13 protein-coding genes and 1 pseudogene are annotated in these 13,795 nt (G+C 53.5%); 9 read left to right on the forward strand and 5 right to left on the reverse strand.

What is annotated here, in order from left to right:
• Window positions 1-220: 220 nt before the first annotated feature.
• Window positions 221-1,257, reverse strand: a pseudogene (locus tag BMX00_RS04820) (IS3 family transposase); the annotation flags it as partial.
• Window positions 1,258-1,645: 388 nt separating this feature from the next.
• On the opposite strand from BMX00_RS04820, the gene BMX00_RS04825 reads away from it, so the two are divergent.
• The 6 genes from BMX00_RS04825 to BMX00_RS04850 all read left to right on the forward strand — a co-directional run bounded on the left by BMX00_RS04825 (window position 1,646) and on the right by BMX00_RS04850 (window position 7,048).
• Window positions 1,646-2,062, forward strand: coding sequence for an archease (locus BMX00_RS04825; protein ID WP_090827760.1), 417 nt, complete (start codon window positions 1,646-1,648; stop codon window positions 2,060-2,062).
• A gap of 88 nt (window positions 2,063-2,150) precedes the next feature.
• The gene (locus BMX00_RS04830) at window positions 2,151-3,578 is read left to right on the forward strand and encodes an RtcB family protein (RefSeq protein WP_090827762.1); all 1,428 of its coding nucleotides are present in this window, start codon (window positions 2,151-2,153) and stop codon (window positions 3,576-3,578) included.
• Window positions 3,579-3,615: 37 nt separating this feature from the next.
• A complete protein-coding gene (locus BMX00_RS04835; protein ID WP_090827764.1) occupies window positions 3,616-4,056 on the forward strand; it encodes a universal stress protein in 441 nt (146 codons plus the stop codon).
• A gap of 58 nt (window positions 4,057-4,114) precedes the next feature.
• Window positions 4,115-4,720, forward strand: coding sequence for a nicotinamidase (locus BMX00_RS04840; protein WP_090827766.1), 606 nt, complete (start codon window positions 4,115-4,117; stop codon window positions 4,718-4,720).
• A complete protein-coding gene (locus tag BMX00_RS04845) occupies window positions 4,689-6,041 on the forward strand; it encodes a nicotinate phosphoribosyltransferase (RefSeq protein WP_090827768.1) in 1,353 nt (450 codons plus the stop codon). Before BMX00_RS04840 ends, BMX00_RS04845 begins: the two co-directional genes overlap by 32 nt.
• 95 nt (window positions 6,042-6,136) lie before the next feature.
• Complete coding sequence (locus BMX00_RS04850; RefSeq protein ID WP_090827770.1) at window positions 6,137-7,048, forward strand: PfkB family carbohydrate kinase; 912 nt, start codon at window positions 6,137-6,139, stop codon at window positions 7,046-7,048.
• 116 nt (window positions 7,049-7,164) lie between these two features.
• Here the strand turns inward: BMX00_RS04850 and epsA are convergent, their stop codons facing one another.
• The gene (gene epsA, locus BMX00_RS04855; protein WP_090827772.1) at window positions 7,165-7,893 is read right to left on the reverse strand and encodes an XrtB/PEP-CTERM-associated transcriptional regulator EpsA; all 729 of its coding nucleotides are present in this window, start codon (window positions 7,891-7,893) and stop codon (window positions 7,165-7,167) included.
• Window positions 7,894-8,550: 657 nt separating this feature from the next.
• Here epsA and BMX00_RS04860 point away from each other — a divergent pair.
• The 3 genes from BMX00_RS04860 (at window position 8,551) to BMX00_RS04870 (ending at window position 9,911) form a co-directional block, all read left to right on the forward strand.
• A complete protein-coding gene (locus tag BMX00_RS04860) occupies window positions 8,551-8,988 on the forward strand; it encodes a hypothetical protein (RefSeq protein ID WP_090827774.1) in 438 nt (145 codons plus the stop codon).
• Between the two features lie 55 nt (window positions 8,989-9,043).
• The gene (locus tag BMX00_RS04865; RefSeq protein WP_090827775.1) at window positions 9,044-9,433 is read left to right on the forward strand and encodes a RidA family protein; all 390 of its coding nucleotides are present in this window, start codon (window positions 9,044-9,046) and stop codon (window positions 9,431-9,433) included.
• 88 nt (window positions 9,434-9,521) lie between these two features.
• The gene (locus BMX00_RS04870) at window positions 9,522-9,911 is read left to right on the forward strand and encodes a TIR domain-containing protein (RefSeq protein ID WP_090827777.1); all 390 of its coding nucleotides are present in this window, start codon (window positions 9,522-9,524) and stop codon (window positions 9,909-9,911) included.
• A 247-nt stretch (window positions 9,912-10,158) separates the two neighbouring features.
• On the opposite strand, the gene BMX00_RS04875 is transcribed toward BMX00_RS04870, so the two are convergent.
• From BMX00_RS04875 to BMX00_RS04885, 3 genes are all read right to left on the reverse strand, one after another.
• Window positions 10,159-11,427 carry a hypothetical protein gene (locus tag BMX00_RS04875; RefSeq protein WP_090827779.1) on the reverse strand — a complete coding sequence of 423 codons (1,269 nt, stop codon included), beginning with the start codon at window positions 11,425-11,427 and terminating at the stop codon, window positions 10,159-10,161.
• Between the two features lie 227 nt (window positions 11,428-11,654).
• The gene (locus BMX00_RS04880) at window positions 11,655-12,266 is read right to left on the reverse strand and encodes a Slp family lipoprotein (RefSeq protein WP_245727723.1); all 612 of its coding nucleotides are present in this window, start codon (window positions 12,264-12,266) and stop codon (window positions 11,655-11,657) included.
• A gap of 65 nt (window positions 12,267-12,331) precedes the next feature.
• Entirely contained in the window at window positions 12,332-13,204 is an 873-nt protein-coding gene (locus tag BMX00_RS04885) for an alpha/beta fold hydrolase (protein ID WP_090827781.1), read from the reverse strand.
• Window positions 13,205-13,795 lie beyond the last annotated feature (591 nt).

Below are 13,795 nucleotides of genomic sequence, written 5' to 3' on the forward strand. Positions count from 1 at the left end.
CGCTAGTGGGTACCGCAATCCATTTTTGGCGGCCCAAATCAGCTACATCTGACTTGGAAGGCGCAAAAAGATCCTGATTTTGCCGCTTTCTCCCCCAGGAAAATAGGAGGATGGGCTGACCTGCTAAGAATTTTGTAGCCATCCACTGAGTGAGTCTTCATGTTAAGTGTGATCCGCTTGGGTTTCCAGGGCCATTCCGAGAGTTAGTTTTCGGCGTTGGTTAAACCGGGACAGGGCTTGGAAGGCCCGCCCGGCGTACAAATTCAGCTGGTGTCAGGTTGTTGAGAGTCGAGTGAGGTCGACTCTCGTTGTAGTCCCGCCGCCAGTCCTCGATGATCGCTTTGGCCTCTTCCAGCGTTTCAAACCAATGCACGTTCAGGCACTCGTCCCGGAATGATCCATTAAACGTTTCGATGTGGCAATTGTCTGTTGGCTTTCCCGGACGGATGAAGTCGATCCGTGCCGGTGGTGGTACGCCCAAAGTCGAGCAACTGCCCCGAAAATTCACTGCCGTTATCCACAAAAAGATATTGAGGGGGACCCCGGCGCGCGGCCAACCGTTTTAACGCGGCGATCACATGTTCGCTTCGCAAGCGCTGGCCAACTTCGATCGCCAGCGCTTCCTTGCTGAAGAATCCATAATCGTCAGCGTGCGAAACTTCATGCCGAAGGCCTGCTGGTCCGCCACAAAGTCCATGCTCCATGCTTCATTTGGTTGGGTCGGCTTTATCTTTGCCTAGCGTGTCACGACCATCTTGCGGCGCTTGGGCAGTTTCGAGCGAAGCTGCAGTTGCTCTTGGCTATAAAGCCGATACGCCTGGTTTTTGCCCAGCTGCCAGCCTTCACGCTTGAGAAGCACGTGGATTCGCCGATACCCGTAGCGAACCCGGGTCTGGGCAATCTCCCGCATACGCCCTCGTAATGCCTGCTTCGGATCTTTGACGCTCTGATAGTACTGGACGCTGCGCGATTGCTTCATCAACCTGCAGGCCCGCCGCATGTTCAAGTCATGGTGGCTCACAATGTAGTCGACCACTTCACGTCTCAGCGCGGGCCGGGCCACTTTTTTGATGCAACGTCCTGCAGGATGGCCTTGTCCAGGCTCAGCTCGGCACCAGCTTCTTGAGTCGTCCATACTCTTCCTGCAGTTGCTTGAGCTCTCGCACCTGATCCGACTGATCCCCGCGTACTGTTTCTTCCAGCGGTAGAACGTCTGTTCGAGATCCCCACCTGCCGGATCAGATCGGCCACCGGCACCATTCTTGTCATCGCCTTTTGCGTGTTCCTACCATAAAGCCGCCGTCGCGCCCGCGCGGGACTTGTTCAGAGTTTCAGAGTTCGCAAGATATCCCTGAGTACCCCTGAGCGTTCAGGCAAGCGCAATACCTGCGCGGCATTTCTGTCAAGCCAGGCCCCCCGCTCCATTCAGTGCAGCCCAATTAACCCCGAAGTCCGGGCTCACTCCACTGAGGACATCCTGTTCCGGATGGCCTGTGGCGTTCCCAGTAAAAATGTAGACCTGTTCAGTTCCGGTGACGTCAGCCAGCGGGTTTTTCCAGAGCCACTATAATGAATTATGCTTTTTTGCCGGATGTACGAATCGAGGAAGGCTTGATGATGATTCCGGCAGACCGAGGACTTATCAATGGCAACGCAATCCCCACCGTATTTCGAGCACGATGCCGATATCGGCGTGATCGGGCGCGGTGCAACGGTTGAGCAGGCTTTTGAGGCAGCGGCACAAGCAGTATTTGCCATTATGACGCCTGTGGATGCGGTGCAGCCGCGAGCCACGGTATCGATTGAGTTTGAGGAAGCCGACAGCGAATTGGCGCTGGTCACGTGGCTGAATCTATTGCTGGGGAAAGCGCGCGAATTGGACATGGTATTCAGCCGTTTCCATTTGCAGCGTCATGGCGATAAGTGGAATGGCGAAGTGTCGGGTGAAAGGTGGAATGACAGCCTGGAGCGGGGCGTGGAAGTAAAAGGCGCAACCCTGACCATGCTTTCCGTAAAACAAACGGGCGGATCCTGGGACGCGCGCTGCGTTGTGGACGTATGAGTGGCCAGACAGTGGACAGACGAGTGTTCATACGAGTGGACGTATGGCTGAGTATGACTGAGGGTTCGCGACGCGGAGAGCCGTAGAAATGAATCTAAGCCAATTACGTCAGCTGCAACCCTATCTCTGGAGCTTGCCACGCCAACCGGGCGAGGAGCGTGCGGACGTACTGCTCTATGGTAGCGCGCCTTTGCTGGGCAGCATGGATGATAAAGTACTGGAACAAATTGCCAATGTCGCCGGCCTGCCCGGCCTCGCGGGCGCCGCAATGACTATGCCTGATGCTCACTGGGGCTACGGATTTCCCATCGGTGGCGTTGCCGCGTTTGATGCAGAACAAGGCGGTGTCATTTCTGCCGGGGGCGTCGGCTTTGATATTTCGTGCGGCATACGCTGCCTGCGCAGCAACCTCGATGTAGGCAATGCTTTGCCGGAATTTGGCCGGCTTGCAGACACACTGTTCCACGCAATACCCGCTGGCGTGGGTGAAGAAGGCCACCTGAAGCTGAACCCGGCGCAGATTGATCAGGTCCTGCGCGAAGGCGCGCACTGGGCGGTAAACCAAGGATATGGCCTTGCTGCCGACCTCGAGTATATTGAAGAACACGGCCGCATGAGTGGCTCGGTGCCTGATAACGTATCGGAGCTGGCAAAAAAGCGACAGCGGGGCGAGATGGGTACGCTTGGTTCGGGCAACCATTATCTCGAAATCCAGGGCGTGGAAAAAATTTACGACGTCGCTGCCGCGTCGGCGTTTGGCTTGCGAGAAGGCCAGATCATTGTGTCCATACACTGCGGCTCGCGCGGGCTGGGGCATCAAATTGGCACCGAGTATCTTGTCATGCTCGCCAAGGCTGCCTCGCGCCTTGGCATTCGCGTGCCTAACCGCGAACTGGCCTGCGCGCCTATCCAGTCTCCGGAAGGTCAGCAATATATCGGGGCGATGAACGCAGGAATAAACTGTGCCTTGGCCAATCGTCAAATTCTGACTCATCTGGCCCGCACGGCCTTCGCACAAGTATATCCCAAAGCAAATCTCGAAACCCTGTTTGACGTTTCACACAATACCTGCAAGGCGGAAATGCACGAAGTCGATGGTAAACCCAGGCTATTGCACGTCCATCGCAAAGGCGCAACGCGTGCGTTCGGGCCGGGGCATCCGATGTTGCCGGAACGCTACCGCGACGTGGGTCAGCCAGTGGTCATGGGCGGCAGCATGGGCACCGGCTCTTATATTCTTGCGGGGAACCGCGCAAACCCGGCGTTTTCATCCGCAAGCCATGGCGCAGGTCGCGCCCTTAGCCGCCACCAATCGCTGGCGCGCTGGCACGGGCGTCAGCTCGTTGACGAGTTGGCCCGGCAAGGCATTCTGATACGTACGCGCTCGATGCGTGGGGTAGCGGAAGAGGCTCCGGGCGCTTATAAGGATGTCGACCTGGTTGCTGAGGCAACGGAACAAGCAGGGCTCGCGCGCCGGGTTGCCTTCCTGCGGCCGAAAGTGTGCGTAAAAGGGTAGTTGAACAGGGATAGTTGGGATAATCAGGCTCATTCTTATGTATCGGCATATCCTGGTTCCTGTGGACGGCAGTGCCACTTCCGAGCATGCGTTACAGGAAGCGCTCGGGCTTGCCCGTCAGCTCATGGCAAAGCTGGAATTGGTGTATGTGATGGAAGAGATCCTGTTTCTGGAAAATGAAGCGTATATCAATTATGCCGAAGTCCAGAGAAGCGCCAGAAGCAGCGGGGAGAAAATTCTGGCACAAGCTCAAGCCTTGGTGCGGCAGGCCAGTATGACAGCGGAGCAAAAACTGCTTGAAACACGAGGAGAGCGCATTGCCAGCATAATCATCGAGGAAGCAAGGCGCTGGGGGGCCGACCTGATCGTCATCGGCACGCACGGCCGTTCGGGTTTTAGCCGCATTCTCTTCGGCAGCGTTGCTGAAGGGGTCGTGCGTACGGCACATATACCTGTGTTGCTGGTTCGAGGCGGCTAGAAGCTTTTCAAGCACGCTGCAGGTGAACTTTAAATCTCTTGTAACGGTGAGGACCTGCATGAAAGATGGACTCGCTGCGGGGGACGCCCTGCTCCTGGTAGATGTGCAGAATGATTTTCTGCCGGGAGGGAGTCTGCCTGTACCCAACGGTAACGAGGTCGTTCCAGTACTCAATCGGTATCTTGCGCTTTTTCATGCTCATGATTTGCCAATTTTTGCGACCCGCGACTGGCATCCGCCAGACCATTGCTCCTTTCTTCAGAAAGGCGGTCCTTGGCCACCGCATTGTATTGCCGAGACGCCGGGTGCCGCGTTCCCTACCGGCCTTGAACTGCCTACCCATGCTCATATCATTTCCAAGGCTACCCTTCGGGAAAACGATGCGTACTCCGGCTTCGATGACACGCGACTCGATACTTTGCTGCGGTCGTTTGGTATTCGTCGCCTGTTTATCGGTGGCCTCGCTACAGAATACTGTGTGCTCAATACGGTGAAGGATGCTCTGCGGCACCGTTACTCTACCTTTGTCCTCGAAGACGCTGTGCGTGCCATAAGCGTTGCTGACGGAGTGAATGCGCTTGAAGAAATGCGACGCCTAGGCGCAATTCCCATCCATTACGAAGTGCTCTTGCATGAATCCGATTTCCAGCCCCCTGCTGACTGATCACTATCAGCTAACGATGTTGCAAAGTTACCTGGAGCAGAACATGCAGGAAACTGCGGTGTTCGAGTTCTTCGTTCGCAAGCTCCCGCGCGAACGAAATTTCCTGGTGGCGGCCGGGCTGGAACAAGCTCTGGATTTCCTTGAGAACCTGAGATTTTCGCCGGAAGAACTGGCCTGGCTCGCCCCCCGTTTCGGGTCTTCGCTTATTGAGTACCTTGAGCAGTTTCGTTTCGATGGCGATGTTCATGCCATACCGGAGGGAACCATTTTTTTTCCGGACGAGCCTATCCTGCGGATAACCGCAGCATTGCCACAAGCCCAACTGATCGAGTCGCGTGTCATGAATCTGCTTCACTTCGAAACCTTGATCGCTACCAAGGCTGCCCGCTCAGTATTGGCAGCGCCTGGCAAACTGCTGGTGGACTTCGGCATGAGGCGTGCGCATGGTGCGGAAGCGGCGTTGCTCGCTGCGCGGGCAAGCTATCTCGCCGGATTTTCAGGCTCGGCCACCGTAATGGCCGGAGCTTTGTACGGAATTCCGCTATTCGGTACCATGGCCCACTCCTATATTCAGGCACATCGGGACGAAGCGGTTGCTTTTGAGCATTTTGCTCGTTGTCATCCGGATAACGTGGTCTTGCTGATCGATACCTTTGACACGGAGGCGGGCGCGGCCAAGGTAGTCTCCCTGGGCCGCAAACTTGGTGTACAGGGAATCAGCATCAAGGGTGTCCGGTTAGATAGTGGAGATCTCGGAGCTCATGCCCGCAAGGTACGTCACATACTCAACAAAGGCGGATTGGAAAACACGACCATTTTTGCCAGCGGAAACCTGGATGAATACCGGCTGCGGGAACTGTTATCATCCGGGGCGCCAATAGATGGCTTCGGTGTAGGGACAGCGCTTGACGTGTCCAGCGACGCGCCCTCACTGGACTGTGCCTATAAGTTACAGGAATACGCTGGGAAGGCGCGCCGCAAACGGTCCGAGGGGAAGGCTACCTGGCCTGGAAAAAAACAGGTATATCGCAAATATAATGGGCCCGGCGGCTGCATGGCTGGGGATATTGTCGCGCTGGAGGAAAACGACCTTCACGACGGTGAGCCGCTTATGGCTCGGGTCATGCGGGCGGGGAAGCGCATCAATCAGGGTGTCACACTGGATGAAATGCGCATGCGGACGCTGGCGAGTTACGATCGCTTGCCTAGGTTCATGACCAGTCTGGATCATGCTCCGGGGTATCCAGTCGAGATTTCCGCAGCATTGAGCGCGTTGGCGAACCAGTTGGATGCGGAACAGGCACAAGTTGTATCCGTATAGAGAGGTAGCAGCCGAGGCAGAGCTTCATCCATCCTTTGGTTCCAATTTATTGTCGTACTCGCGCAGGACTTATTCCGGATCCCTTAAGGATAAAGATGATCGACGCTCGCCATGTAGTACTCCTATTTGGCGAAATTTTGATAGACCGGTTTCCCGACAGGGAAGTGTTGGGCGGCGCGCCATTCAATGTTGCCAGACACCTGTGCGCCTTTGGCTGCGCACCGGTGCTGATTACCCGTATTGGTCTGGATGAGGCGGGGGGGCGTGCGCTGCAGTCCCTGGAGAGCTCGGGGCTCACCACACATGGCGTACAGCTCGATTCCATCCATTCCACTGGCGTGGTTCAGGTGCACTTCACTTCGGAACGCGGGCACCGGTTCGATATTCTTCCCGATCAAGCCTATGACCATATTCATCCGCGGCTGGCACGCATCGCTGCGCTAGCGGCCAAGCCCGAACTGGTTTACTTCGGGACATTGGCGCAGCGTTCGGATTCGCATCGCGCATTGCGTCATATGTTGCGTGCAGCCAGTGGACAGCGTTTTTTCGACGTAAATCTGCGCAACCCATGGATATGTGTCGAGCGGCTGCACTGGTCGCTGAAGCATGCGGATATCATGAAGGCAAATGATGCCGAGCTTGAACTCCTGAACCAGTTGCTTGATCTCAAGGCTACTTCAGCCGAAGCACAGGCAGGGTTATTAGCACAGCGATATTCGCTAAGGGGAGTACTCATCACTTGCGGAGCAGACGGTGCGTGGTGGCTGGACGGATCAGGCCTGATAGCAATGCCATCTGCTCCGGTGGCCGGTATTCGCGACACCGTGGGCGCCGGTGATGCGTTCTCCGCCATTTTCATGCTCGGGCTTTTGCATGGCTGGACCACGCCTGTTACATTGCGCCGAGCACATCATTTCGCGGGAGCAATTTGCCAAATTCGCGGAGCAGTGCCGGATTACGGTGATTTTTATGACCCCTTCATCCGCGAATGGCTTCCATCCTCATGAAACGATGGGTATGTTCTGAAGGCTCGGGCGAGCTGGCGAGCTATTGAGGAAGCCGGTAAAGCGTTTTCTGTATTGATGATTAGAAGGATTTTGTTTACCTTGAACCGGCTCGATTTTTATTCATGCAATTTCTTGAATATATTTCGCAAGTGATTCTTGAGCGCGACGGCGCTGATTCCGAGTATGACCGCAATTTCAGAATTGGTTTTGCCGGCCTTGATCCAGTTCATTATCTCCACTTCCGACATGCTTAATCCTTCGTCTTTCATGTCCGGGGAAGTAGGAGCAGATCGTGGGTCGCAAATTAAGGGATCAACCTGGCCCATCGCGGTATCAAGATAGGGAAGCAGAAGCTTTAGTGCGTTGAAAGCGGAAGTATCGAGCCTTGTTCTTGAACTGAGTATTATATAAAGGCAATCATGCTGCCCGCGTTTATCGCTGACCCCATGTATCAGTATCGATCGCATGCCTCGCAATGCCACACCAAAAGAGCATTGCAGACCATGTTCCTCAAGCAAAAATACCGATTCGCCGCGTCCCAGTGTATAAGGCATTTGGCCCAGTGATACCCAGCGGTTGAAAAGCCCTTGAAGCAAGGGCGAAAGCGCGTTCGAATCAGAACACTTCGTTCTTATTCCCAGTAAAGCAGAGGCAATGTCGTAGCGAATCGGGTTGGAACTGAAATCGCCCCAGGCCCCGAGCATGATCTCGTGAGGCAGGTAGTGTTGGATCTCTCCCTGAAGCCATATGAGAAGGTCGTAATGTCGACGTACAGCTGTGCCTTCCTCGATAATTCGGGCATACCGTTCGGCATGTTCAGCAGTAAGCGGAAGGTTAAAACCCATTTCAGATATTTCCGTTTCAGATAAAGATGGATCGTTTTTGTTGCGTGACAGTGACCCGCAACCGTGCTGCAGAGTCCATAATTTATCGCAATCTGTCTGGTGTGAAGCAAGTTCCATGCCATAACCTTATAGTTTGATTTGTAATGTTAATTACACCTGCTGCGGTCGCTAATGTAAGTAATCCCGACGCGACAATGAGGACTTTCCGGCAAATCGGTCAGGCACGGGCTGAGGAAATATGTATGGGATGGTTCACATACCTTATGGGCTCTCAACGGCGGGAAATTTATATCCTTGAGGAATATCTCTGACTTTCTAAGAAACTGCGTCATGAGGAATTACGTGCCGGGGAATTGAGCGACATTTATTGAGTTCTCCCATGCTCCAGATCGGTGGATTCTATATGTTGTTTCATTATGCTGAGCGTAAAGGCGGATTTCACAGCAGTGGTTGATTTTCTTGTTGGCGACTTTCTTTATTGATAAAATGAATTTGCTGCACGGGCGGAAAGAGGTGAAGACGACATTGCCGGCTACATGGGTTTAACCATCTTCAGGGGCAATGCTAATTAACCCTGAATGGGTGCGTTGTTACTGGGGTTTGGGGTTGGCATTTTTGCTTGAGCTTTAGGCTGGGAACTTGGCAAGGGACTATTTAATGAACAAGAGAGCTATTAGTGTCGCACTCATCGCGTTAATCTCATCGTGGCCGCTTTCTGCCGCGTTGCAGCAACCACAACCCGAGCAGCAATCTCAGGCACAACCGTTGCTGCAAGGCGATGGTTGGCGGCTTATCCGGTCACTTCAACTCGGAAGTTCAAAAAACTATATTCATATGGTCCTGATCGATAGTAAGCGGGACATGGATAAGGCCGTCTATGGGGCGGCGCTCAGCAAGATATGCAGATCCGAGCCTGACTTCTGCAGGGTGAGATTCTGGAATGAGGAACGGCTTGTACCCAATGCTATTTCTTTCACGGACGCGCAATTCAAGGGCATGAGAGCCGAATACATATTCAACCGTGCGGGACATGTACAGGAGATGCGATATGCCTGCACGGTTGTATCAGACAAGAGTCAGTGTTTTTCCCATTGATCTTTAACTCCCTTGGAGTAATACATATATTTGCAGAGCTGCTAAAAGGAGCGTTATGCCGCGCCGACTGATAAGTTCAGGTTCCACTTTCGAACGGGAAATCGGCTATTCAAGAGCCGTTGTTGATGGCGAGTGGATTTTTGTCTCGGGAACGACCGGGTTCGATTATGGAAAGATGACCATTTCGGATGATCTGCTGGAGCAAGCTGAACAATGTTTCAGGAATATCCAGGCAGCTCTGACCGAGGCGGGAGGCAATTTGGAAGACATTGTCCGGGTGACTTACATATTGCCGGACGCCGGGGATTTCCCCAAATGCTGGCCCATCTTTCGCAAATACCTGGGTGATGTTAGACCTGCGGCGATGATGATTTCTGCCGGGCTGTCCGATCCCCGCATGCGTATAGAGATCCAGGTAACGGCCCGCCGCAGCTCCGGAAGCTGAGATCCGGAAAAAAAATTAATCAAGCCATATTAGGGAAAAGCTTTAGGTTTGTACCAGGCTAAAATAATTATTCGAGGGGAGGTAATGAATGGCTGCAAAAACGAACAAGGTCTTTATCAGCTTTGCACTCAGGGATGTCAAGCTGCGCGATCAGCTTCTTGAGCAATTGAACAAAGAGCAAACCACTTTTTCGTTTGTGGACATGCCAGTCAAGCAATCATGGGAACCCGCATGGAAGGAAGAATGCCGGTCCAAGGTTACCGGCTGTGATGGGGTGATTGCCATTATTACCAAAAATGTCGTCAGAGCGGACGGCCAATTATGGGAAATACGCTGTGCTTATGAGGGCCGCATGCCTGTGCTGTTGATTCACGGCGATGCTGAACGATTGCCTTCCAAATTGCCCGACCCGGTGGGAAATCGCGAAATTGACGCCTGGACCTGGCCTACCATTTCAGCGTTCCTCAACAGACTGTAAGAAAACCGCGCGGCCAAGCATACGTAGGTATGGGACCTCGGAAGGGCCTCTGTAAGCTCTCTGCGGGCTCTCTGGACAGCTGCTCCCCGGCGTGCGCCCGCGTGGCCGTTGTGTTGCACACAGTGGGACTTCATGCGGAACTTGTAGAGAGGTTTCGGCCTACAGCGGGCCTTGGATTATCCACCTCCAGGTTAGCCGCAGGAATTAAACTTGCTCAACCGTGTTGCGGATAAGTTATTCGAGCGAATTAGTGCAGGACGCCCAGAGCTGCAACACGTTGCTCGATCTTCTGCATCATCGCCCGATAGGCTGGTGCATCGATTCCGCCGAAGCGCTGCTTGAACTCTGCCTCGGGCATGAATTCGGGCAAATCCGACCAAATCGGCATCAAATCGCCATCCTCAAGTCCTGACGCGACCCTGCGTTGCAGGGCCTGCGCCGAGTCCTCGCTTGCCACAGCTTTTTCACCAAATTTCGTACCCGCGCGATCGGCCGCAATATCATTGAATGAGAAACCACTGCCGCCGCGCGAATCCTCGATCTCTTTATATAGGCCGATCACATCGGATAATGCGGTATCTGCATAGGCCGCAATTGCGGCAGACACCATAAAATGTTTTGCAAAGTCATCGCGTCCGTCGACTGTCACTTGCTGAGGCATGGAACGCGGCCAGGAGGCCGCATCAGGGAGAATTCGTTCCAGGGAAATGCCCAGCACATGAAACGAGGCGATCAATATTACCGCGCGATTTTCCGCTAAAACATCCCCGGTTACGGAGCGCCCGGCCGCCTCACGCATCAATGGCGGCAGGATTTTCGCAAGCGATACCGTTGTGCCATTTTGCCGGGTATGTGCCGCCAATAAAGCCTGATAGTGAAGTAATCGCTCGCGTTCCATCTCACCAATAATGGATGATTTTACTTCACGAGAAAAGCGGGGAAAGCCGCCTGTCCAGCGATAAACGACAGCTAATTCGTTCCTTGATATCTTGACCTGCCTCAACGCGTCAAAGCCCGCGCGATACTCCGGACTGCGCCGTAACCAGTGTTCAAGCTGAAATGCGATAATGTCGGTGAGTGGATCGGGAAGCGAAAGTTTTCCGATATGCACCGATCGAAGTCGCGGAAGGCTGCCTGTTTCGGCTAATGTTGCCTTAAGGTTCAGATAACCATTCGTAGCGGCTAGTGGAGTTAAAGCTACGGGCAGACTCAGATTAATGGTCGCCCTGTGGTCCACGACGGTTACCCGCGCGCTGCCTTTGCCAAATCGGTGGGCCAAATAGTTTGCCGCGAGATCAGCGTCTGCGGGCGCTATCCGCGCCACGGCAAGCATACCTGGGCGAACCAGATAGCGATGGGCATCAACAATTCGTTTCGCACGTGCCACATCTTCCGGTGTAAGAACGACCACGCGATCAACGCGTGGGGATTCTTCGATAGCGAGGGACAACATAACCACCAAGGCAAGCAGAATAGCAAAAAAGCAACCAATGAAAATAAGCGAAAGTTTACGCATGACAAGGCTGTCGTTACCCTGCGAAGTGTCTTCGGATTAACCGGTGTTGGAAGCGCGATGAAAATTGCATGGAAGCAGACGGCGAGCATCAGCCATGCTGCATCGGGAAAGAAAACTGACGACGCGGCGTACTCAAGAATCTTTTTTGCAGGTCAATCGTGGAAACCAATGCCTGGTTTAAAGATTTACCTATGTAGACCGCGTGGGGGAGGGACGTTGTTCTTTTATCACCAGTATGGTCTGTAATACCCTCCCCAATAAGGAGTTCCATAGAATCCATATCCAAAATACGGATAGAAGCCGTAACCGCCATAGCCATAGCCAGAAGGGTTATTCTGATAAACAGGCCATAAATAAATAGCTGTCGAAGATAGCAACGGCAGTCGAACTGTTTTTTTGCCTATTGTACGTTGAATATCACCCTCAAGCACTCCCGCAACGGTTATTTCCCTGTCTTTCGCATAGACGGCAGGATCAAGAAACTCGGCACTCTTGATGACGAAACGTCCCTCGCTGGGTTTTGTGAGCTGGGGTCGGCCGTAAAAATTGAGCGGATAGGACAACACTTGCACAAGAGTGTAGTTTTCTTCATTATCGACCTCGATAATTACTCCACCCCACCGCACAGCCGTGCCCTTATAACTGTTCGGGTTCTGGCTTGCCTCGCTATAAGATATATCTTTTACAGGCACATCCCTGACAGCTGACGGCAGCCCGGCGCAAGCACTCAATGCTAAACAAGCCAACAATAAATAGAGTCTCATGGTCTTTCCTTTAACGATGAGAATAGGACTCTGGAGCGCATTTCTGCCCAAGACTTCGCGTTTTGGCAAACTCATTACAAGCATAGATCAATTTCAAAAAAAAACCGCGACCTCGAGCAAGAGGGTGAGCAAAACGGTTTTCAGTTTCGCCCAATAAGAAAATTTAACAGCACGCGGTTAACTTCCATGGGCGCTTCATTTTGCACCCAGTGGCTCGCGCCTGGAACCCGGTGAATTTGAATGCGCGGCGCTATCTTATGGAGTCCATCGAGCAGCTCGATACCAAGGGCGGGATCAAGTTCTCCCCAGATCACAAGAGTTTGCGAGTTTATGGGTGCCGAATGCGCAAACTTGCGCGCATTTGCCATCGTCAAGTTGGCACGGTAGTAATTGAGGGCTGCGGTGAGCGCTCCGGGCTGTGAAAGAGCCTCGATATGATCCTCAATATCCTGGCTGCTAAAGGCGTCTTTTTTGGCCGGACTCAACCGGAACATTTTACGTATAGCACGGAAATTCCCGGCCGACAGTGCAAGTTCGGGCAAGCGCGGCAATAGAAAGAAGAGTACGTACCAGCTCTTGAGCATTTGCCGCGGATATTTCACCTTTTCGAGGTAGATCTTCATATGGGGGGCGTTGAGGATGACGAGCTTATCCACCAGTTCGGGGTGTCGTTCTGCGAACGCCCACGCGACAATGCCACCCCAGTCGTGCCCGACGATATGTGCGCGGCAATAGCCAGTTGCGTTTACCAGAGCAACGACATCTGCAACAAGATGATCTAATTGATAGGCGCTTTGCACTGCCGGTTTGCCCGAGAGATTGTACCCCCGCATGTCTGGCGCCAGCACCGAGAAGCCGGCGGCTACCAGTGCAGGGATTTGATATCGCCAGGAGCGCCAATTTTCGGGGAAGCCATGGAGAAGAACGACAGGCGGCCCTGTCCCGACGGCTATGACATGTAGATCTACAGCTTCCCCTGCAATATACTTATCACGAAGCTCTGGTTCTTCCAATTAACCCCCTAGCGTCGGTTCAACTGCTTCTATCATTTCACAGGAATTTCTTGGATGGGGCAGTGAACGCCTGCCAATGCAGGGGCCGGGTTTCCCTTGACGGTATCCGAACGGCTCTGCCCGGGTTTCCGGGTGACTCTGTCAGGGTTTCCTATTCAGTTCCTGACCATGAAAGCCCGCTTGGAACAGTTAGAAGGGGAGGGTCGAGGGCTATCAATCTATCCGGTACCGCAAGTGCGGCGAAACGCCTCATCGCGAGTTCGAAATTCCTACTGGTCAAACGCTCGTCATCCATTATAGGTACACTGCCGCGCGAGGCAGTGCGCTATAAAATCTCCATCAGAGCGACTATCCAAAATTGCCATATTGCCATAAGTGGGTGAGTAGAATGTTGCACCCCATCCCAGGCACATGATGACACATTGTACAGCGCGTTGACCTGATTGATGAGATGGCCTTGCCTATTGGGGCTGCCCATCGGGCCTGAATTCGGGTCGACGCTTTTAGTAGAAATTGGTAGAGATTGCGTAGGGGGTTCGTAAGGGATTTCCAAGGGGTTCATAAGGGGTTTCAAAGGGGTTCAAAAGCGGT

This window comes from Nitrosovibrio tenuis, from assembly GCF_900109785.1.
GTDB lineage: Bacteria > Pseudomonadota > Gammaproteobacteria > Burkholderiales > Nitrosomonadaceae > Nitrosospira > Nitrosospira tenuis_A.

Coding starts and splice junctions, on each gene's coding strand:
- BMX00_RS04825 (WP_090827760.1), top strand. CDS start 1,646: ATGGCAACGCAATCCCCACCGTATTTCGAGCACGATGCCGATATCGGC.
- BMX00_RS04830 (WP_090827762.1), top strand. CDS start 2,151: ATGAATCTAAGCCAATTACGTCAGCTGCAACCCTATCTCTGGAGCTTG.
- BMX00_RS04835 (WP_090827764.1), top strand. CDS start 3,616: ATGTATCGGCATATCCTGGTTCCTGTGGACGGCAGTGCCACTTCCGAG.
- BMX00_RS04840 (WP_090827766.1), top strand. CDS start 4,115: ATGAAAGATGGACTCGCTGCGGGGGACGCCCTGCTCCTGGTAGATGTG.
- BMX00_RS04845 (WP_090827768.1), top strand. CDS start 4,689: ATGAATCCGATTTCCAGCCCCCTGCTGACTGATCACTATCAGCTAACG.
- BMX00_RS04850 (WP_090827770.1), top strand. CDS start 6,137: ATGATCGACGCTCGCCATGTAGTACTCCTATTTGGCGAAATTTTGATA.
- epsA (WP_090827772.1), bottom strand. CDS start 7,893: ATGGGTTTTAACCTTCCGCTTACTGCTGAACATGCCGAACGGTATGCC.
- BMX00_RS04860 (WP_090827774.1), top strand. CDS start 8,551: ATGAACAAGAGAGCTATTAGTGTCGCACTCATCGCGTTAATCTCATCG.
- BMX00_RS04865 (WP_090827775.1), top strand. CDS start 9,044: ATGCCGCGCCGACTGATAAGTTCAGGTTCCACTTTCGAACGGGAAATC.
- BMX00_RS04870 (WP_090827777.1), top strand. CDS start 9,522: ATGGCTGCAAAAACGAACAAGGTCTTTATCAGCTTTGCACTCAGGGAT.
- BMX00_RS04875 (WP_090827779.1), bottom strand. CDS start 11,427: ATGCGTAAACTTTCGCTTATTTTCATTGGTTGCTTTTTTGCTATTCTG.
- BMX00_RS04880 (WP_245727723.1), bottom strand. CDS start 12,266: ATGAGTTTGCCAAAACGCGAAGTCTTGGGCAGAAATGCGCTCCAGAGT.